Source organism: Cellulomonas sp. Leaf395, assembly GCF_001424125.1.
Classification (GTDB): domain Bacteria; phylum Actinomycetota; class Actinomycetes; order Actinomycetales; family Cellulomonadaceae; genus Cellulomonas.
The window spans coordinates 478,488-496,117 of sequence record NZ_LMQI01000003.1 but is presented as its reverse complement, the minus strand read 5'-3'; the positions used below and the strand labels follow the sequence as shown (position 1 = coordinate 496,117).

The 17,630-nt window shown below is 73.2% G+C and carries 17 protein-coding genes; 8 read left to right on the top strand and 9 right to left on the bottom strand.

Annotated elements, in window-relative coordinates:
• The first annotated feature begins 45 nt into the window (after positions 1 to 45).
• Positions 46 to 1,104, top strand: a complete 1,059-nt coding sequence (locus ASG23_RS10180) for a DUF4349 domain-containing protein (protein WP_056023905.1) — start codon at positions 46 to 48, stop codon at positions 1,102 to 1,104.
• A 17-nt stretch (positions 1,105 to 1,121) separates the two neighbouring features.
• Here the strand turns inward: ASG23_RS10180 and ASG23_RS10175 are convergent, their stop codons facing one another.
• The 4 genes from ASG23_RS10175 to ASG23_RS10160 form a co-directional block, all read right to left on the bottom strand.
• Complete coding sequence (locus tag ASG23_RS10175) at positions 1,122 to 2,501, bottom strand: pyridoxal phosphate-dependent decarboxylase family protein (protein WP_056023902.1); 1,380 nt, start codon at positions 2,499 to 2,501, stop codon at positions 1,122 to 1,124.
• A 55-nt stretch (positions 2,502 to 2,556) separates the two neighbouring features.
• Positions 2,557 to 2,808 (bottom strand): PspC domain-containing protein, encoded by a 252-nt coding sequence (locus ASG23_RS10170; RefSeq protein WP_056023899.1) that lies wholly within the window; start codon positions 2,806 to 2,808, stop codon positions 2,557 to 2,559.
• A gap of 108 nt (positions 2,809 to 2,916) precedes the next feature.
• The gene (locus tag ASG23_RS10165) at positions 2,917 to 3,405 is read right to left on the bottom strand and encodes a hypothetical protein (protein ID WP_056023896.1); all 489 of its coding nucleotides are present in this window, start codon (positions 3,403 to 3,405) and stop codon (positions 2,917 to 2,919) included.
• Positions 3,402 to 4,556 (bottom strand): serine/threonine-protein kinase, encoded by a 1,155-nt coding sequence (locus tag ASG23_RS10160; protein WP_056023893.1) that lies wholly within the window; start codon positions 4,554 to 4,556, stop codon positions 3,402 to 3,404. Before ASG23_RS10160 ends, ASG23_RS10165 begins: the two co-directional genes overlap by 4 nt.
• Positions 4,557 to 4,630: 74 nt before the next feature.
• Here ASG23_RS10160 and ASG23_RS10155 point away from each other — a divergent pair, with 74 nt between their 5' ends.
• The 3 genes from ASG23_RS10155 to ASG23_RS10145 all read left to right on the top strand — a co-directional run bounded on the left by ASG23_RS10155 (position 4,631) and on the right by ASG23_RS10145 (position 9,733).
• Positions 4,631 to 5,002 (top strand): nuclear transport factor 2 family protein, encoded by a 372-nt coding sequence (locus ASG23_RS10155; RefSeq protein ID WP_056023890.1) that lies wholly within the window; start codon positions 4,631 to 4,633, stop codon positions 5,000 to 5,002.
• 156 nt (positions 5,003 to 5,158) lie between these two features.
• A complete protein-coding gene (locus tag ASG23_RS10150) occupies positions 5,159 to 7,393 on the top strand; it encodes a rhamnogalacturonan lyase family protein (RefSeq protein ID WP_235520998.1) in 2,235 nt (744 codons plus the stop codon).
• Between the two features lie 63 nt (positions 7,394 to 7,456).
• Entirely contained in the window at positions 7,457 to 9,733 is a 2,277-nt protein-coding gene (locus ASG23_RS10145) for a glycoside hydrolase family 95 protein (RefSeq protein ID WP_056023884.1), read from the top strand.
• Here the strand turns inward: ASG23_RS10145 and ASG23_RS10140 are convergent.
• Complete coding sequence (locus ASG23_RS10140) at positions 9,723 to 10,388, bottom strand: NAD(P)-dependent oxidoreductase (protein ID WP_056023881.1); 666 nt, start codon at positions 10,386 to 10,388, stop codon at positions 9,723 to 9,725. The genes ASG23_RS10145 and ASG23_RS10140 overlap by 11 nt on opposite strands.
• Before the next feature lie 113 nt (positions 10,389 to 10,501).
• Between ASG23_RS10140 and ASG23_RS10135 the strand changes: the two genes are divergently transcribed.
• Together ASG23_RS10135 and ASG23_RS10130 are read left to right on the top strand one after the other, a co-directional pair.
• A complete protein-coding gene (locus ASG23_RS10135) occupies positions 10,502 to 11,476 on the top strand; it encodes an AraC family transcriptional regulator (RefSeq protein ID WP_056023878.1) in 975 nt (324 codons plus the stop codon).
• Between the two features lie 42 nt (positions 11,477 to 11,518).
• Positions 11,519 to 12,106 carry a mycothiol transferase gene (locus ASG23_RS10130; protein ID WP_056023876.1) on the top strand — a complete coding sequence of 196 codons (588 nt, stop codon included), beginning with the start codon at positions 11,519 to 11,521 and terminating at the stop codon, positions 12,104 to 12,106.
• A gap of 3 nt (positions 12,107 to 12,109) precedes the next feature.
• On the opposite strand, the gene ASG23_RS10125 is transcribed toward ASG23_RS10130, so the two are convergent.
• Positions 12,110 to 13,075, bottom strand: a complete 966-nt coding sequence (locus ASG23_RS10125) for a helix-turn-helix transcriptional regulator (protein ID WP_056024575.1) — start codon at positions 13,073 to 13,075, stop codon at positions 12,110 to 12,112.
• A gap of 182 nt (positions 13,076 to 13,257) precedes the next feature.
• Between ASG23_RS10125 and ASG23_RS10120 the strand changes: the two genes are divergently transcribed.
• Positions 13,258 to 13,653: an aldehyde dehydrogenase gene (locus tag ASG23_RS10120; RefSeq protein ID WP_235520996.1), complete on the top strand. Its 396-nt coding sequence runs from the start codon at positions 13,258 to 13,260 to the stop codon at positions 13,651 to 13,653.
• An 11-nt stretch (positions 13,654 to 13,664) separates the two neighbouring features.
• Here the strand turns inward: ASG23_RS10120 and ASG23_RS10115 are convergent, their stop codons facing one another.
• The 3 genes from ASG23_RS10115 to ASG23_RS10105 all read right to left on the bottom strand — a co-directional run bounded on the left by ASG23_RS10115 (position 13,665) and on the right by ASG23_RS10105 (position 16,647).
• On the bottom strand, positions 13,665 to 13,919 hold the full coding sequence (locus tag ASG23_RS10115) for a nuclease (RefSeq protein ID WP_235520994.1): 255 nt from the start codon (positions 13,917 to 13,919) through the stop codon (positions 13,665 to 13,667).
• A 295-nt stretch (positions 13,920 to 14,214) separates the two neighbouring features.
• Complete coding sequence (locus tag ASG23_RS10110) at positions 14,215 to 16,242, bottom strand: thioredoxin domain-containing protein (RefSeq protein ID WP_056024572.1); 2,028 nt, start codon at positions 16,240 to 16,242, stop codon at positions 14,215 to 14,217.
• A 114-nt stretch (positions 16,243 to 16,356) separates the two neighbouring features.
• Positions 16,357 to 16,647 carry a DUF1330 domain-containing protein gene (locus tag ASG23_RS10105; protein ID WP_056023867.1) on the bottom strand — a complete coding sequence of 97 codons (291 nt, stop codon included), beginning with the start codon at positions 16,645 to 16,647 and terminating at the stop codon, positions 16,357 to 16,359.
• 133 nt (positions 16,648 to 16,780) lie between these two features.
• On the opposite strand from ASG23_RS10105, the gene ASG23_RS10100 reads away from it, so the two are divergent.
• Positions 16,781 to 17,569 (top strand): alpha/beta fold hydrolase, encoded by a 789-nt coding sequence (locus tag ASG23_RS10100; protein WP_056023864.1) that lies wholly within the window; start codon positions 16,781 to 16,783, stop codon positions 17,567 to 17,569.
• Positions 17,570 to 17,630: the final 61 nt, after the last annotated feature.

The window sequence follows — 17,630 nt, the reverse complement described above, 5'->3', positions numbered from 1 at the left end:
TCACAGGCAACCCGCAGCATCCCCCGCAGCCCTACGGTCACGGCCATGAAGCCGACGACGCGCCACCCCGCCCCGACCGTCCGCGCCCGGACCACCCGCCTGGTGGTCGCCGGCGTCATCGCCCTCGCCGCCGGCCTCGGCGGCTGCAGTGCCGGCGCCGACGGTGGCGACGCAGCCACCGACCAGTACGAGAGCGGCACCGACCAGGGTGCCGTCGGCGCCGACGAGGGCGGCACCGACGCAGGCACAGGCGTCGCGCAGGACGCGGACGGCTCCGTCGCACCCGCGGCCAGCACCGTCGACGCGAACCGTCAGGTCATCCAGACCGGGGACGTCGCGATGGCGGTGGAGAACCCGCGGGTCGCCGCCGACGCCATCGTGCGGCTCACCGAGGACGCCGCCGGCCGCGTCGACGACCGGGCCGAGAAGGCCGCCACCGACACAGAGATCGGCACCGCCACCCTGACCATCCGGCTCCCCGCAGCCGCGGTGTCCCCGACGCTGGTCGCCCTGCGCGAGCTCGGTGAGGTGGAGTCGGTGAACCTGACCAAGAAGGACGTGACCGGGGCCGCGCAGGACCTGGACGCCCGCATCCACGCGATGGAGCTCTCCGTCGACCGCATGACCAACCTGCTGGCCACCGCGACGACGCACGACGAGATCGTCGTCGCGGAGAACGCCCTCACCGAGCGCGAGGCCGGCCTGGAGCAGCTGCGGTCGCAGCGCGCCGCGATCGCCGAGCAGGTGTCGCTGTCCACGATCCACGTCGCGATCGTCGGCCCGGACCTGCCGCCCTACGTCGCCCCGCCGGCGCCCGTCGAGCCGCCGACCGGCCCCCAGTCGTTCGTCGAGGGACTCGCGACGGGCTGGAGCTCCGTCGTCGCGGTCGCCTCGGGGATCGCCATCGTCCTCGGGGTGCTCCTCCCCTGGCTCGCCTTCGGCGGCGCCATCGCGGCGCTCGTCGTGGCCGCGGTGCGCTGGACCCGGCGGTGGCGCGGACCGGCGACGGTGCAGCCGCTGGTGGCCGGTCCCGGCTTCCCGTTCGACCCGCCGACGGGGCCGGTCGCGCCGCCCGTCGACCCGGACCAGCACCAGCCGCGCTGACCTGGCCTCACACGTCGTCAGTCGGTCGACGCCGCCCGCCGGACGGCGTCGACCGAGCGTGCGACGTCCTCGGCGTCCGTCGACCAGTTGCTGACCGACACCCGCAGCACGTCACGGCCCTGCCACCGGGACCCCGACATCCAGGTCACCCCGTCGGCAAGCACGCGGGCGGTGACCGCACGGGTGCGCTCGTCGGAGCCGAACGCGACGCACACCTGGGTGAACACGACGTCGTTGACGATCTCGGCGCCGTCGATCGTGGCGATCCCGTCGGCGATCGCCCGGGCGTTCGCGACCAGGCCGTCCACGAGGTCCTCGACCCCGCTGCGACCCAGTGACCGCAGGACCGCCCACACCGGGACGCCGCGAGCGCGTCGGGACAGCTCGGGCACCTTCTCCAACGGGTCACCCGGCCCGCTGAAGGTCGCGAAGTACTCAGCACGCATGCCGAACGCACGGCGCAGCGGCTCGGGACGCGAGACGATCGCCAGTCCGCAGTCGTACGGCACGTTCAGGGTCTTGTGGGCGTCGGTGGCCCACGAGTCGGCGCGCTCAAGTCCGGCGACCAGGTGCCGCAACCGTGGCGACGCCGCCGCCCACAGACCGAAGGCACCGTCGATGTGGACCCATGCGCCGTGGCGGTGCGCGAGCTCGATGGCGTCCGCCAGCGGATCGAACGCGCCCGAGTGCAGGTTGCCCGCCTGGAGGCAGACGATCGTCGGTGCTTTTCCCTCGGCCAGCGCGCGCTGGAGGTCGTCGACGACGAGCCGGCCCTGGTCGTCGGCAGCGACCGCCGTCGGCGTCCCGAGCCCGAGGTAGCGCAGTGCGAGGTCGAGGGTCTCGTGTCGCTCCGCCCCGACGAGCACCCGCACGCGCGGGCCGCCCGCGAGCCCGTCGCGGGTGACGTCCCAGCCCGCTTCGGTGAGGACGTGCTGCCGGGCCGCCGCGAGCCCGGTGAAGTTGGCCATGGTGGCGCCGGTGACGAACCCGACGTCAGCGCCGGGAGGGAGACCGAGCAGGTCGAGCGCCCACGCGGCCGCCGCGTCCTCCACCGCCACGACGCCCGGCATCGAGTGGCGCATCGCCGCGTTCTGGTCCCATGCTCCCGTCAGCCAGTCCGCCGCGAGCGCGGCAGGGTGCGTGCCTCCGATGACCCAGCCGAAGAACCGGCCGGACGGCATCCCCACCAGCCCGGGCTCGATCCCGGTGGCGAGCTCGTCGACGACCGTCTCGGGCGCGGTCGGTCCGTCGAGGAGCGGTCCGCCCAGGACCGCCGCCAGCTCGTCGGGACGGGCGCTCGGATGCACCGGCCGCTCGGCCAGGGACATCAGCCACTCGCGCGCGTGGTGCGTCGCGCGGTCGAGCGCCGGCGCGAACGTCGGCCACCGTGCCGTCATGCCGCCCAGCCTGCCACCGAGCCGTCCGTCGTGGCACTCGTGCGGATGCCGGGACTCAGTACCGACCGGGGACCGCGCCCGTCGGGGTCGACGCCCGGTGCTCGGTCGGCATGAGCAGCCACAGCAGTGGATAGATCAGCAGCTGGCTGCCGGGCAGGACGAACAGGACGAGGACGAACAGGACCCGTGCGGTGACGGGCGCGATGCCGAACCGCCGACCGAGTCCGGCGCACACGCCGCCCAGCAGACGGCCGTCGACCGGCCGGACCAGCCCCTGTCGAGCCATGCCGTCGTGGATCCTGCCCATGGTCGTGCTCCTCTCGCCCCGACCCGAGCGGCCGGACTCCCCCAGGATGCTCCTGCGGACCTCCCGCCCGCATCGGTGATCGCCCGGACCTGACCCTGAGCGGGCGGCCTACTTGTCCCCCTTGCCCTTGCCCTCGCCCTTGCCCTCGCCCTTGGCCGGTGGAGCCTTCGCGGGTCCGGCGGGTGCGACCTGCTCCGCCGCCGCCTGTTCCGCCGCAGCCCGTTCCGCCGCAGCCTGCGCCGCCGCTGCCTGCGCCGCCGCCTGCTCCGCTGCCGCCTGCTCGGCCGCGGCCTGGTCAGCGGCGGCCTGCGACGCCGCCAGCTCGGCCGCCACCCGGTCGAGAGCGGCGTCGATCTCGCGGTACCGCTCCGCCGAGACCTCGCGCGCGTCCACACCGTCGTCGAGCGCCACCCGCGTCGCTACCAGGAGGGACTGGGCGTCCGCCCACTGCGCCTCGCTGGCGGCCTGGGTGACGCCGAGCACCGACGTCTGGAGCGACTGCGCACGGTCGACTGCCAGCTCGGGCGCGCTGCCGCAACCCGCGCACACCAGCGCGACGCCGAGCACGACGGCGGTCCACCTGACCGGGCGGCTCATGGTTCGACGCTCTCTTGCAGCTGCGTGAGGGACTCGCCCAGCGGACCGTCGACGGTCGGGTACGACGGCGGGGCGGCCGGGGTCTGACCGTCGGCCGCGAGCTGTCCGACCAGCAACGTGCCACCGAGCAGCAGGACGACCGCACCGCCGACGAGCGCGGGCCGGGCCCACCGACGCGGACGCGACGGTGTGTCGGGGCTCTCGAGGGAAGGGCTCGCCACCGTGGGGCTCTCCGCGGCGGGCAGCACGAGGGTCTCCCCCGACGCGACCGCCAGGATCGCCGACAGCTCCCGCGCCACCTCCCTTGCGTCGGGCCGCTCGTGCGGCGCCATCCGCGTCATCCGCGACAGCAGGTCACCGAGCCGGGGGTCGAGGTCGACGGGCACGTCGGGCGCCGCGATCAGGCGCGCGGTCGCCACCTCCGCCATGGTGCCGGTGAAGGCGGGCCGCCCTGTCACGCACTCCAGCAGCACCAGGCCGAGCCCGTACACGTCGCTCGCCGGGCCCAGCTCGCTACCGGTGGCCTGCTCGGGGCTGAGGTAGCTCATCGTGCCGAGCGTCATGCCGGTCATCGTCAGCCGGGTGGCCCCCGCCAGCCGTGCGATGCCGAAGTCGGCGAGCTTGACCGCGGGGTCAGCTCCGCCGCGCGTGGCGTCGAGCGCCCCTGCGCTGGTCAGCAGCATGTTCGCGGGCTTGATGTCGCGGTGGACGATGTCCTGCTCGTGCACGGTCGCGAGCGCCTCGGCGACGTCCCGACCGACTCGCGCGGTCTGCTCCACGTCGAGCGGCCCGTCCCGGAGCCGCTCCGCGAGCGTCGGTCCCTCGACCAGCTCCATCACGAGGTACACCTGCTCGGACCCGTCGTCGCCGTGCACGGTCCCGGCGTCGTGCAACGTGACCAGGCCCGGGTGGCTGAGCGTGGCCAGCACCCGGATCTCGGCGCGGTTGCGCAAGATCTCGTCGGTCCCGTCGAGGACCGCGGGGAACACCTTGACGGCGACGTCGCGCTCGAGCAGCAGGTCGTGCGCCCGGTGCACGGTGGCCATGCCGCCGCGCCCCAGGACCTCGTCGAGCCGGTAGCGGCCGCCCAGGAGGGGGCGCTCGTCCGGCTCGGACGAGTGCGGAAGCGCCTCGCGGACATGTTCCAGCATGGGATCCGACGGTAGGCGCACGTGGTGGCACCCGCATCCGGGGACCGGGCGAATCCCGGTGCCACACTGCCGGGATGAGCCTGCCCGAACCCCTCGCCTTCAGCGCCGCCTGGGTCGCGGCGTGGAACGCCCACGACGTCGACGCCGTCCTGGCGCACTTCCACGACGACGTGGTGTTCACGTCCCCCACGGCGGCCCGGGTGGTGCCGGCGAGCGGCGGGGTGGTCCGCGGCAAGGACGCCCTGCGTGCGTACTGGACGGAAGGGCTGCGGCTGATGCCCGACCTGCACTTCACCGTGGAGCGCGTGTACGCCGGGGTGGGCGTGCTCGTCCTCACGTACCGCAACCAGGCTGGTGGGCTGGTCGACGAGGTCCTCGTCTTCTCCGAGGGGCTCGTCGTCGAAGGTCACGCAGCGCAGCTGGTGGCGGGCGAATCACCGCGGTAAGCGTTGTCCATCTGAAATGTTTCACTCGTGGTGCGCGCACCGGCTGCGCCTCTAGCGTCGCTCCGGGCTCGTTCCGAGCCCGACCGACGCCGACGTCGGCCGCCACATTGCTGGAGGCACGCCATGTCCCATCCCCGCCGAACGATCCCGTGGCTGATGGCAGCCACCCTGGCCACCGGCATCGGCGTCGCCGTCGCCCAGCCCGCGACCGCCGCGGCAGGGTGCCGCGTCGACTACACGGTCACCAACCAGTGGGGCGCCGGTTTCGGGGCGGACGTGAAGATCACCAACCTCGGGGACGCCGTCACCGGCTGGACGCTCACGTGGTCGTTCGGTGGCGGGCAGACCGTCATCCAGTCGTGGAACGCGACGACGTCGCAGAGCGGCTCCCAGGTGACCGCCACGAACGTCTCCTACAACGGCGGGATCACATCGGGCGCGAGCACGTCCTTCGGGTTCAACGGCACGTGGTCGAGCAGCAACCCGGTGCCGACGAGCTTCGCGCTCAACGGCACCGCGTGCACCGGTGGCACGACGACGCCGACGACCAGCCCCACGGCGACCCCGACCAGCTCCGCCACGAGCACGCCGACCGCCACCCCCACGGCCACGGCGACGGCCACCCCGACAGCGACCCCGCCGCCGACCAGCACCACCCCGGCTGCCGGGGCGTGGCAGGCGGAGGAGCTCGACCGCGGCCTGATCAGCGTGCGCTCGGGCAGCAACAACCTGGTCCAGTGGCGGCTGCTCGGGACGGAGGCAGCCGGCACTGGGTTCAACGTCTACCGCGGCGGCACCAAGATCGCCGGCCCGATCACCGACTCGACCAACTACCTCGACCCCGGCGCGTCCGCGAGCGCAACCTACACGGTCCGTGCCGTCGTCAACGGCTCCGAGCAGGCGGCGTCAGGCACCTCGCTGACGTTCGGCAACGGCTACCTCGACGTCCCCATCCAGAAGCCCAGCGGCGACTACGTGGCCAACGACGGCAGCGTCGGCGACCTGGACGGTGACGGCCAGCTCGAGGTCGTCCTGAAGTGGGACCCGACCAACGCGAAGGACAACTCGCAGTCCGGTGTGACGGGCAACGTGTACATCGACGCGTACAAGCTGAACGGCACCCGCCTGTGGCGGATCGACCTGGGCCGCAACATCCGGGCCGGTGCGCACTACACACAGTTCCAGGTCTACGACTACGACGGGGACGGCAAGGCCGAGGTCGCGATGAAGACCGCGGACGGCACACGCTCCGGCACCGGGCAGGTCATCGGCGACGCCAACGCCGACTACCGCAACTCCTCCGGCTACATCCTGGCCGGGCCCGAGTACTTCACGGTGTTCACGGGTCAGACCGGCGCGATCGGGGCGACCACGAACTACGTCCCGGCGCGCGGCACGGTCTCCAGCTGGGGTGACAGCTACGGCAACCGCGTCGACCGGTTCCTGGCCGGGACCGCGTACCTGGACGGGCAGCGGCCGTCGATCATCATGGCCCGCGGCTACTACACCCGCGCCGTCGTCGTGGCCTGGGACTACCGCAACGGCCAGCTGACCCGGCGGTGGACGTTCGACTCGAACAGCTCCACCACCGGCAACAGCACGTACGCCGGGCAGGGCAACCACTCGCTGTCGGTCGCGGACGTCGACGGGGACGGCAAGCAGGAGATCCTCTACGGCGCCGCCGCCATCGACGACGACGGCCGAGGACTGTGGAACAACCGCACCGGTCACGGTGACGCCGGGCACGTGGGCGACCTGATCCCGAGCCGTCCCGGCCTCGAGTACTACAAGGTCACGGAGAGCTCGACGCAGCCGGACTCCTGGATGGCCGACGCGCGCACGGGCCAGATCCTGTGGAGCACCCCGGCCGCCGGCGACAACGGTCGAGGGGTGTCCGCCGACATCTGGTCGGGCAGCCCCGGTGCCGAGTCGTGGTCGTCGTCGGACTCCCAGATGCGCAACACGTCCGGTCAGACCATCGGCCGCAAGCCCAGCAGCACCAACTTCCTGGCGTACTGGGACGGGGACACGTCGCGCGAGCTGCTCGACGGGACGCGCATCGACAAGTACGGGACCGGCGGCGACACCCGTCTGCTGACCGGCGCCGACGTGCGGTCGAACAACGGCACCAAGTCCACCCCGGTGCTCTCCGGCGACCTGTTCGGCGACTGGCGCGAAGAGGTCATCTGGGCGAAGACCGACGAGTCTGCGCTGCGCATCTACGCGACACCGACCGTCACGACGACGCGGGTGTGGACCCTGCTGCACGACAAGACGTACCGGGTCGCGATCGCGTGGCAGAACACGGCCTACAACCAGCCGCCGCACACCGGGTTCTTCCTGGGCACGCCGTTCACGATGCCTGCTCAGCCGGTCATCACGACGCCCTGATCTACGCTCCTGGAAGGACCGTCGCCACCTCGGCGGCGGTCCTTCCGGCGGCTCTGGAGACCCGTGACGACCGAGACCACCCTGCGCTACGACGCCCCGGCGGACCTCTGGACGGACGCCCTCCCGCTCGGCAACGGCCGGCTGGGCGCGATGGTCTTCGGCGGTGTCGGCCTCGAACGGCTGCAGCTCAACGACGACACGTGCTGGTCGGGAGCACCACGCTCCTCCTCCGCGCCCGACGGACCCGCCGCGCTGGCCGCGGCCCGTGACGCGCTCGAGCGGGCGGACGTGCGCGACGCGGAGCGGCAGGTGCAGCGGCTGCAGGGCGGCTTCGTGCAGGCGTACCAGCCGCTGGTCGACCTCTGGCTGGAGCAGCGGGACGTCCGCTCGGTGGACGAGTACACCCGCTGGCTCCGGCTCGACGAGGGCGTCGCGGGGCAGTCCTGGGCGTCCGGCGCGCAGGAGGCGTTCGTCAGCCGGCCCGCGTCCGTGCTCGTCGTGCACCGCACGTGGACCGGTGGACCGTGGGGTGTCCGGGTCACGTCGGAGCACCCGCTCGACGAGCCGACCGGGGAGGGCTCCCGCTGGTCGGCCACGCTGCGCCTGCCGTCGGACGCTCCGCCCGACTACGTCGCCGGTGCGCAGGTGGTCCGGGACCGCCGTCCCGGGACCAGCATCACGGCGGCCGTGGCGCTCGAGGTGGTCACGGACGGTGTCGTGGACGCCGGCCCGGACGGCCTCCGGCTGCGCGACGCGACCTGGGCGACCCTCGTCCTCGCGACCGCGACCGACTACGCCGGTGCCACCGCTCCTATGCACGGCGACGCGGCCGCGCTGCGCGCCCAGGCGGCGGCCACGGCAGCGACCGCCGCGGCGCGCGGAGCGGAGATCCTGCGCGACGAGCACGTCGCCGACCATGCCGACCTGGTCGGCCGGGTCGCTCTCGATCTCGGGCCGACGGCGGCAACCGGGCTGCCCACGGACGAGCGGTTGCGCCGGAACGCCTCGGGCGAGCCCGACCCCGGCCTGGCCGCGCTCGCGTTCCAGTACGGGCGGTACCTGATGGTCGCCGGCTCACGCCCGGGAACCCTGCCGATGACCCTCCAGGGGATCTGGAACGACGCCGTGCAGCCGCCGTGGTCGTGCGACTACACGCTCAACATCAACACCGAGATGAACTACTGGCCCGCCCTGAGCACCAACCTCGCGGAGTGTCACGAGCCGCTGCTGCGCTGGATCGGTGAGCTCGCCGCGTCGGGCGCCCGCACCGCGACCGAGGTGTACAGGCTGCGTGGCTGGACCGCGCACCACAACTCGGACGCGTGGGCATTCGCGGAACCGGTGGGCGACGGCACCAGCGACCCGTCCTGGGCGTTCTGGCCGTTCGGCGGTGCCTGGCTCGCCCGGCACCTGGTGGACCACCACGACTTCACCGGCGACGAGCCCGACAGGTCCGTCCTGCTCGGCGCCGCGCGGTTCGTCCTCGACTGGTTTGTCGAGCTCCCCGACGGCACGCTCGGCACCCGCCCGGCGACGTCGCCGGAGAACACGTTCGTCGCACCGGACGGACTACCCGCGTCGGTGACGACGTCGACCACCGCGGACCTGGCCCTGGCCCGTGACCTGCTGGAGAACGTCGTGCGGCTCGGCGGACCGTCGGACCTGCTCGTCGAGGCGGCGCGGGCGCTCGAGCGTCTGCCCGCGGAACGCGTGGCGCCGGACGGCCGGCTCGCGGAGTGGCGCGAGGACGTCATCGAGGCCGAGCCGGAGCACCGCCACCAGAGCCACCTGTTCCGCGTCCACCCGGGCACGTCGATCGACCCCGACCAGGCACCGGACCTCGCTCGTGCCGCCCTGGCCACGCTCGACGCGCGCGGCCCCGACTCCACCGGCTGGTCCCTCGCCTGGCGCCTGAACCTGCGCGCGCGCCTGCGCGACCCCGAGGGCGCGACCGCCATGATCGACGCGTTCCTGCGCCCGGCCGGACCCCAGGGCGCCGGCGTCTACCCCAACCTGTTCTGTGCCCATCCCCCGTTCCAGGTGGACGGCAACCTGGGCTTCACCGCGGGCGTGGCCGAGCTCCTGCTCCAGTCGCACCGCACGGTCGGCCCGCTGCGCGAGATCCACCTGCTGCCCACCCTCCCGGCGTCCTGGCCGTCCGGGTCCGTGCGGGGGCTGCGGGCGCGCGGCGGGGTCACGGTCGACGTCGCGTGGGACGCGCACACGCTCACCGCGGCGCACCTCGTGGCGGACCGGGACACGACCGTCCTGCTCCGCCACGACGGCACCACCCAGCCGGTCGACCTGCGCGCCGGCGAGGCCCACTCGCTCAGACTGTGACCGGGACCGCCGCCCCGGCGGACACAGAGACGGTCTGCCGCGTCAGCGACGGGTCCTCGACCGCCTGCGCGAGGAACCAGCCGACCTGCGCGCGGGAGACGCGCGTGCCGTCGATCGAGCCGTCGGTCGACGTCGTCGGCAGACCCGCCCACGGCTCGTCGGTGAGGGTGACCGGCTGGACCTCGACCCAGTCGAGCCCGCTCGCACGCAGCTCGGTGCCCTGGCGCTCGGTGTCCGCGATCTGCGGGCGCAGCAGCAGCGCGAAGATCAGGCGATTGGCCAGCGGGAGGGTCTCGCTCGTGGGCCCGACGCCGTAGGACGTCTGCACCACCACCTTGCGCACCCCGTGCCGGCGCATGGCCGCCAGCACCGTCCGGGTGCCGCGCGACCGGATGTCGAGCGGCGTGCCCGACGGCCCGCGCAGGCGCACCCGGACCGCGCTCTCGCTGATGCCGAGCGTCACGACGACGGCGTCCTGGCCCTGGACGAGCCGGTCGACCGTGGCCGCGTCGGTGGCGTCTCCGTCGATCCCTCGGACCCCGGGCAGCGACGACGCGTGCCGCGAGAGCGCGGTGACGTCGTGCCCACGGCTGACCAGCTCGGTGACGGCGGCACGGCCGGAGCCGCCCGTCGCTCCGACGACGAGAACCTTCATGATCTGTCTCCTTCGATGCGATGTGGAGCTTGTGGTTCCACCCCACCAGTCGCGATCTGGACGGTCTATGATGAGTCGTCGACATTTCATGGCAGATCATCCAGGGAGGACTCATGTCGCAGAGTGTCGTCGACCTGCCCTGGACCCCGATCGACCCCGTCGGCGAGGCCTTGCACCACCTGCGCGTCACCGGCGTCTTCTACAGCCGCACCGAGGCGGACGGCCCGTGGGCGGTCGAGATGCCCGCGTTCGGCGACTGCGTCAGCTTCCACGTGGTGACGGTCGGTGAGGCCTGGGTCGAGGTCGAGGGCTCGCCGCCCGTGCGGCTGGTCCCGGGAGACCTCGCGCTCGTCCCGCACGGACGAGGCCACCTGCTGCGCAGCGCCCCGGGGGTGCCGTCGCTGGGCCGGGTCGACGAGCTGCCGCAGGAGTTCCTCAGCCCGAACTACACCGTCCTGCGCCACCGGGGCATCGGCGCCCGGGTGGAGCTGATCTGCGGCGTGCTCTCCGTCGACGGGTCCGCGTCCCGGCTCCTGCTGGAGCTGCTGCCCTCGGTCGTGCACGTCGACAGTCGGCAGGGCGGGACGTGGATGGCGGCCATGCTCGCCCTCACGACCGAGGAGCTGACCCACGCCCGACCCGGGGGCGCGGCCATCACCACCCGGCTGGCCGACATCCTCGTGATCCAGTCGATCCGCACCTGGCTGGATGCCCAGCAGGTCACCACCGGCTGGCTCGGCGCGATGCGCGACCCGCAGCTCGGTGCCGCGATCACCGCCGTGCACCGCGAGCCTGGCCGACCGTGGACCGTCGCGACCATGGCGCACGAGGCGGCGATGTCCCGGTCCGCGTTCTCCGCACGGTTCACGGACATCGTCGGCGAGCCGGCGATGCAGTACGTCACGCGCGTCCGGATGCACGTCGCGGCCGACCGGCTCGGCTACGGACGTGCGACGGTGCGCGAGGTAGCCGCCGAGCTCGGGTACGACTCGGAGGCATCGTTCAGCCGGGCGTACAAGCGGGAGGTCGGCGTCTCCCCCGGCCACAGCCGTCGGGCACCCGTGGGCCACCTCGCCGCGATCGGCTGAACCGGACGCGTTCCGTCCGGAACCGTCTCTACGGTCGTTCCCGTGACGACGACCGAACCCTGGTACACCCCGCTGGCAGCATCCGAGCTCGAGCACCTCGTCGGCTCCCTCGACCTGCTGCGCACCACCTTCCGCTGGAAGGCGGACGGCCTCGACAGCGCCGGCCTGGCCCACCGCGTCGGCTCCTCGACCCTCACGCTGGGCGGCCTCCTCAAGCACCTCGCCGCGGTGGAGGACACCACCTTCACCTGGAAGCTCGCCGGCCGGCACCCCGGACCCATGTGGAAGCCCGAGACCTGGGGCGAGAACCACAGCAAGCTGCTGTCCGCCGGGGACGATCCGCCGGTGCAGCTGTACGCCACGTGGGACGACGCCGTCGCCCGCTCACGCGACCGTCTGGAGTCAGCGCTCGCCGACGGCGGGCTGGACCAGCTCGTCGAGGACGGGGACGACGCCGGGAACCACGTGAGCCTGCGTCGCCTGCTGCTCGACCTCATCCAGGAGTACGGCCGCCACGCCGGTCACGCCGACCTGATCCGTGAGGACGTCGACGGCCGCGTCGGTGAGGACCCGCCCCCCGGCTGGCGGCCCGCGATCGGTGCGCAACTCACCTGGATCCGCGACGCCTGAGGCTCAGGGCTCATGGTCCTCGGTCGCCGCCAGCATGCGGCGTCCGAGCGAGCGCACGGTCGCGCGCAGCTCCGGGCCTCCGAGAATCCGGATCGGCACCGGCACCGCGGCGAGTCGCTCGGCGATCCGGTAGGGGTTGCTCGTCGTCCCGACGAGCCTGCACGACGAGCCGTCCAGCGGCTCGAGCCGCCCCAGGTCTCGGGGCAGCCACGCACAAGCGCGGTGCGCCGGGGCGTGGACGTCGACGACGACGTCGAACTCCCATCCCTGTGCCAGGTGCGCCTCGATCTCCGCGACCGGGTCGAGGTCCGCGGGGGGCGTGAAGGTCTCGGCCAGCTCCTCGACGGCGCCCACCCGATCCACGCGGTAGTCGCGGCGCGCGACGGCAGTGTGCGAGTAGCAGAGCAGGTACCAGCGGCCGTGCCGCACGACGACGGCCCACGGGTCGGCCACGGTGTCCCAGGCGTTCCCGTTCTCCGACCGGTACGCCAGCCGCACGCTCCGGTGCGACGCGCAGGCCTGGACGAGCGCGGCCGTCGTCGCCGGGTCCGGCCGCGGAGCGTTCCCGTCGGGCACCGGGTCCGCGCCTTCCCGCACCGCTCGCACGGGCTCCGCCACCGAGGCAGGGAGCGACCGGACGATCTTGCCCAGGGCACTGCCCACCGGGGCGCTCGGGTCGTCGGCGTCGTGATGGCCGTCGAGCGCCGCCATGACGAGCGCCAGCGCCTCGGCGGCCGTGAAGACCAGCGGCGGCGGTCGCAGGCCGCGGCCGACGCGGTAGCCGCCGTACGGCCCACGCACCGACACGATGGGGATGTCGGCCTCGCGCAGAGTTGCCACGTAGCGCCGGGCGGCCCGCTCCGAGACACCGAGCCCCTCCGCGAGGCGGTCGGCGGTGATGCCGGGGCTGCCCTGGATGAGCTCGAGAACGGTCAGCGCGCGAGCCGTCGGGTTCCGGTCCCCGAGCATGCCGACCCCCGTCCCGGTCGCGACCCGTCCGAGTCGGACCCTACGACCACACCGGCTCGCACGGAACGCCCCGGCTCTGGTCGGCAGGGCGTCGACCATGGCGTGGCGGGTGAGGCCCGGCGTAACGTCGATCGGGCCAGGGTCCAGCAGACGACAACGAAGGGCGATCACCGATGAGCATGATGGCCGACATGATGAAGTCCATGCCGATGGCGGGGACGACCGGCATGCAGATGCCGATGATGCAGGACTGCATCGAGGCGTGCTCGGCGGCCTCGATGGCAGCCACGATGTGCGCCGACGCGGACGCCGGCGAGGGTATGGGGCGATGTGCCTCCATGTGTATGAGCACCGCAGACGTCGCCATGACGATGATGCGGATGATGATGCGCCCGGCCGGCTACGACATGGGCGTGATGACCTCGATGATGACGGCGTGCATGGCGATGGGCGAGGCCTGCGCAGCGGAGTGCTCGATGCACGCCGACATGTCCGAGCACTGCCGGATCTGCGCCTCGGCGTGCACGGCGATGGTCGACGCCTGCCGGGCGGCGATGTCCTCGATGCAGAGCGCCTAGATGCAGAACGCCTAGCTGACGACGGGGCGCGCCGAGTACCAGGCGCCCCCCAGGGCCACCACCTCGGCGACCAGGTGCACCGCGACGGGCTCCCCGATCGCGGGCGCCGCCCTGGTCGCCAGGACGGTCGCGCCCCCGTCCAGCAGGGCGACCGTGATCGCGTCGGGTTCGCGGGAGACCACGAGCCCGTCGCGCCAGGCGCTCGGGGAGGCGGTCGCGACGGCCTCCTGGATCGGGAGAAGGTCGATACGGGTGCGGTTCGGCACGTCATGCTCCATCTGTGTCGTGCGATGTCACTGTCGGTCCGCACCGCCTCAGGGGACGGTGTCGGGCTGCGCCGCAGGGCGGCGGGTCAGGTCCTACCCACGGCTGCACGCCTGCGGGGAGCTCCTCAGAGCTGCACGGACCGGGAGGACGAAGTCCTCAGAGACACATTCGACACAGACACCGGCGCGTCGACATGACGTCGACGGATCGCACGATGCTGGTGGTGGACATGTCACGAGTGTGCGGACTCGTCCACATGCTGTCAAGCAATCTCAGATGTCGGACGGCTTCGGCTCACCGCCCGAGCTGACGGGCGAGCGCGTCCGGGCGCGTGGTCGGCAGGTCGCACACGAATCCGCGGCACACGTAGGCGGCGGGGACGCCGCCGACGAGCGGGCGGTCGTGGAGCAGCGCCGGACCGTCGCCGCCGGGCTCGCCCGTCGCGACCACCAGCCCCGGGGCCGTCGATCGCAGCGCCGCGGCGTGCAGGGCGCGGGTCGCCGGATCGTCCCGGTTCCCGACGACGGCGACCTCCCGCGGTCCGTCGAGGAGAGCCTCGACCACCGCGAGCGCCCCGGCGGCCGCCCTGGCGTAGCGCGCCGCGAGCCGGAGGGGACCCTGCAGGGCCCGGTCGGCGGCCTCCCGGTGCCGTAGCGACCCGGTCAGCGCGGCGAACGTCAGGAGCGCCCCCGATGCCGCCGCCGGACCGGACGGCGTAGGGCCGTCGGCAGGGTCCTGCAGGACGCGGATCCGCCCGACGACGGCGTCGGTCTCGTCGTCGGCCGTGTCCCGCAGGCCACCGTCCGCGGCGGCGAAGTGCACCAGCACCGTCTCCAGCAGCTCCCCGGCAGCCTCGAACCACGCCGGGTCGCCCGTGACCGCGCTGAGGGTGAGAAGGCCCTCGGCGACGTGCGCGTAGTCCTCCAGCACGCCGGGCGCCGTTCCGGCCACGCCGTCGCGCGAGGCCCGCACCAACCGCGCCGACCCGTCCTGCGCACGGCGCACGTGCGTCTCGAGCACCAAGCGAGCTGCCGTCGCCGCCGCGTCGAGCTGCTCGGGTCGGCCCAGCAGCGCACCGGCCTCGGCCAACGCCGCGACCGCCAGGCCGTTCCACCCGGAGACGACCTTGTCGTCGCGCGCGGGGCGCGGTCGCCGTTCCCGGTCCGTCCGGAGCCGCCGGCGCACGTCGTCGAGCCGACCGGTGTCCTCCGGATCGGCGCGGCGCTGGAGCACGGACGTCCCGTGCTCGAACGTGCCCTCGTCGCTCACGCCGAGGACGTCCGCAGCCCAGTCCCCGTCGTCGTCGCCCAGCACCGCCCGCAGCTGCGCGGGGCTCCAGGCGTAGAACGCACCCTCACGCCCCTCGCTGTCCGCATCGAGCGACGACGCGAACCCGCCCTCGACCGTGCGCAGCTCGTCGAGCATCCACTGCGCGGTCTCGGTCGCGACGCGGTGCGCGAGCGACGACCCCGTCGCCCGCCACCAGTGCACGTACACCCGCAGCAGGAGCGCGTTGTCGTAGAGCATCTTCTCGAAGTGCGGCACCACCCACGCCGCGTCGACCGAGTAACGGGCGAACCCGCCGGCCAGCTGGTCGTACATCCCGCCGCGAGCCATCGCGTCGAGCGTCGCCTCCGCCATCCCGAGCGCCCGCACGTCCCCCGTGCGCGCATGGTGGCGCAGCAGCCACTCCAGCACCATCGACGGCGGGAACTTCGGGGCGCCCCCGAAGCCACCACGGGGGTCGAAGGTGGTCACCAGTCCCGCGAGGGCGCGGTCCACGACCTCCTCGTACCCGACGACCGGCTCCGCCGGACCGCCTGGTCGCTCGGCGAGCGCCTCCGCGATGATCCCGGCGCTCGCCTCCACCTCGTCCCGGCGCGTGGTCCACGCCGCCGCGACGCTCGCCAGGACCTCCATGAACGACGGCATCCCCCGCACCCGGCGCGGCGGGAAATACGTGCCGCAGAAGAACGGCTCCCCCGTCGGTGTCGTGAACACGGTCATCGGCCAGCCGCCGGACCCCGTCATCGCCTGCGTCGCCGCCATGTAGACGGCGTCGACGTCGGGCCGCTCCTCGCGGTCCACCTTCACGCACACGAAGTGCTCGTTCATGAACGCCGCGGTCGCCGGGTCCTCGAACGACTCGTGCGCCATGACGTGGCACCAGTGGCACGCCGCGTACCCGACCGAGACCAGCACCGGCACGCTCCGTCCGGCCGCTGCCGCGAAGGCCGCGTCACCCCACTCGACCCAGTCGACCGGGTTGTCGGCGTGCTGGAGCAGGTACGGACTCGTCGCGGACGCGAGGCGGTTGGGCACCGACCCAGCCTCCGCCGGAACCCGGGACGCGTCGACCCCAGACGTCCACCCGCGGTGGCCGCGCACCGGAGTGACTCTGGTGTCGCTGCGCACGGGGTCATTCGGCGGGACGCGTCACGTGGTGCCCTCGATGATGCGGATGTCGCGGACCGCCGCGTCGCCGAGCACCTCGAGCGCCTGCTGATAAGCGGGACTGAGGTACGCCGCCTCCGCATCCGACACGCTGTCGAACTCGATGAGCGTGGTTCTCTCGACAAGTCCCGACTCGAACGCGGTGGCTGGAAGGCCACGGGCGAGGAACCGGCCACCTGCCGCCCGCATCACCGGAGCAGCCAGCTCGGCATACCGCTCGACTCGCTCGTGGTCACTGATCGAGCGGAACGTGTTGATCCAGTAGGCGGTCATGTGGACCATCCTCACGCGTCGCCCTCGCCCTGGTCGAGCAACGGCTGGAGGAGGTGACGGCAGGCTGCGGCGCCCTCTCGCCCGCATACTGAGGCGGCCCCTCGACCGGGCTGCCCTCGGCGACCGGAGACCGATGACCCACCCCGCGACGAACGCCCAGCCCACGAGCGTCACCCGGACCGTCGACGTCGGAGGGTACGAGCTCACGGTTCAGAGCTCGTACCGCGCGCCCGGTGAGCCCGTGTTCGTCCTCGTGCACGGCATCGGGATGTCCCACCGATACCTCGCGCGGCTGCACGGCGCGCTGGCGCAGTCGGGCACGGTGCACTCCGTCGACCTGCCCGGGTTCGGCGGCACGAGGCGACCCTCGGAGCGCATGTCCATCGCCGACGGCGCAGCGGCGCTCGGCGGCGCGCTCGACGCTCTCGGCGTGTCCGCCGCGGTGCTCGTCGGCCACTCCATGGGCGCCCAGTTCGTGACGGAGCTCGCCGCACGACGACCCGCGCTCGTCGCGCGCCTGGTGCTCATCGGCCCCGCCATCGACCCCCGCCGCGCACGACCCCACCTCCAGGTCCTCGACCTGGCACGCGACGCGCTCAAGGAGCCGCCGTCGGGCAACGCGCTGACGTTCAGGGACTACGTGCGGTGCGGTCCGCGCTGGTACTTCACCGAGCTGACGCCGCTGCTGGCGTACCGGACCGACGAGCGCCTGCGGGACGTCGTCGCGCCGACCCTCGTGATCCGCGGCACCGACGACCCCATCGCCCGACGGGGGTGGTGCGACGAGCTGACCGCCGTCGCCGCGGACGGGTCGCTCGTCGAGATCCCGGGTCATCGCCACCTCGTCCAGCACACCGCCGCCGAGGGGACCGCCGCCGCCGTGGTGGAGTTCGCCAGCAGAGACGTCGCGCTGGACTCCTGACACCGCCCTCCGGCTGTGCCGGCGACGCGGCGACCCTCCCCCGGCGAGCCTGGCGACGCGC

What these genes read in the sequence shown, in the direction of transcription:
- ASG23_RS10160 (WP_056023893.1), bottom strand. Translation starts at nt 4,556, where the DNA reads ATGCTGGAACATGTCCGCGAGGCGCTTCCGCACTCGTCCGAGCCGGAC.
- ASG23_RS10105 (WP_056023867.1), bottom strand. Translation starts at nt 16,647, where the DNA reads ATGACCGCCTACTGGATCAACACGTTCCGCTCGATCAGTGACCACGAG.
- ASG23_RS10175 (WP_056023902.1), bottom strand. Translation starts at nt 2,501, where the DNA reads ATGACGGCACGGTGGCCGACGTTCGCGCCGGCGCTCGACCGCGCGACG.
- ASG23_RS10170 (WP_056023899.1), bottom strand. Translation starts at nt 2,808, where the DNA reads ATGGGCAGGATCCACGACGGCATGGCTCGACAGGGGCTGGTCCGGCCG.
- ASG23_RS10120 (WP_235520996.1), top strand. Translation starts at nt 13,258, where the DNA reads ATGGCCGACATGATGAAGTCCATGCCGATGGCGGGGACGACCGGCATG.
- ASG23_RS10165 (WP_056023896.1), bottom strand. Translation starts at nt 3,405, where the DNA reads ATGAGCCGCCCGGTCAGGTGGACCGCCGTCGTGCTCGGCGTCGCGCTG.
- ASG23_RS10155 (WP_056023890.1), top strand. Translation starts at nt 4,631, where the DNA reads ATGAGCCTGCCCGAACCCCTCGCCTTCAGCGCCGCCTGGGTCGCGGCG.
- ASG23_RS10180 (WP_056023905.1), top strand. Translation starts at nt 46, where the DNA reads ATGAAGCCGACGACGCGCCACCCCGCCCCGACCGTCCGCGCCCGGACC.
- ASG23_RS10150 (WP_235520998.1), top strand. Translation starts at nt 5,159, where the DNA reads ATGGCAGCCACCCTGGCCACCGGCATCGGCGTCGCCGTCGCCCAGCCC.
- ASG23_RS10125 (WP_056024575.1), bottom strand. Translation starts at nt 13,075, where the DNA reads ATGCTCGGGGACCGGAACCCGACGGCTCGCGCGCTGACCGTTCTCGAG.
- ASG23_RS10140 (WP_056023881.1), bottom strand. Translation starts at nt 10,388, where the DNA reads ATGAAGGTTCTCGTCGTCGGAGCGACGGGCGGCTCCGGCCGTGCCGCC.
- ASG23_RS10100 (WP_056023864.1), top strand. Translation starts at nt 16,781, where the DNA reads ATGACCCACCCCGCGACGAACGCCCAGCCCACGAGCGTCACCCGGACC.
- ASG23_RS10135 (WP_056023878.1), top strand. Translation starts at nt 10,502, where the DNA reads ATGTCGCAGAGTGTCGTCGACCTGCCCTGGACCCCGATCGACCCCGTC.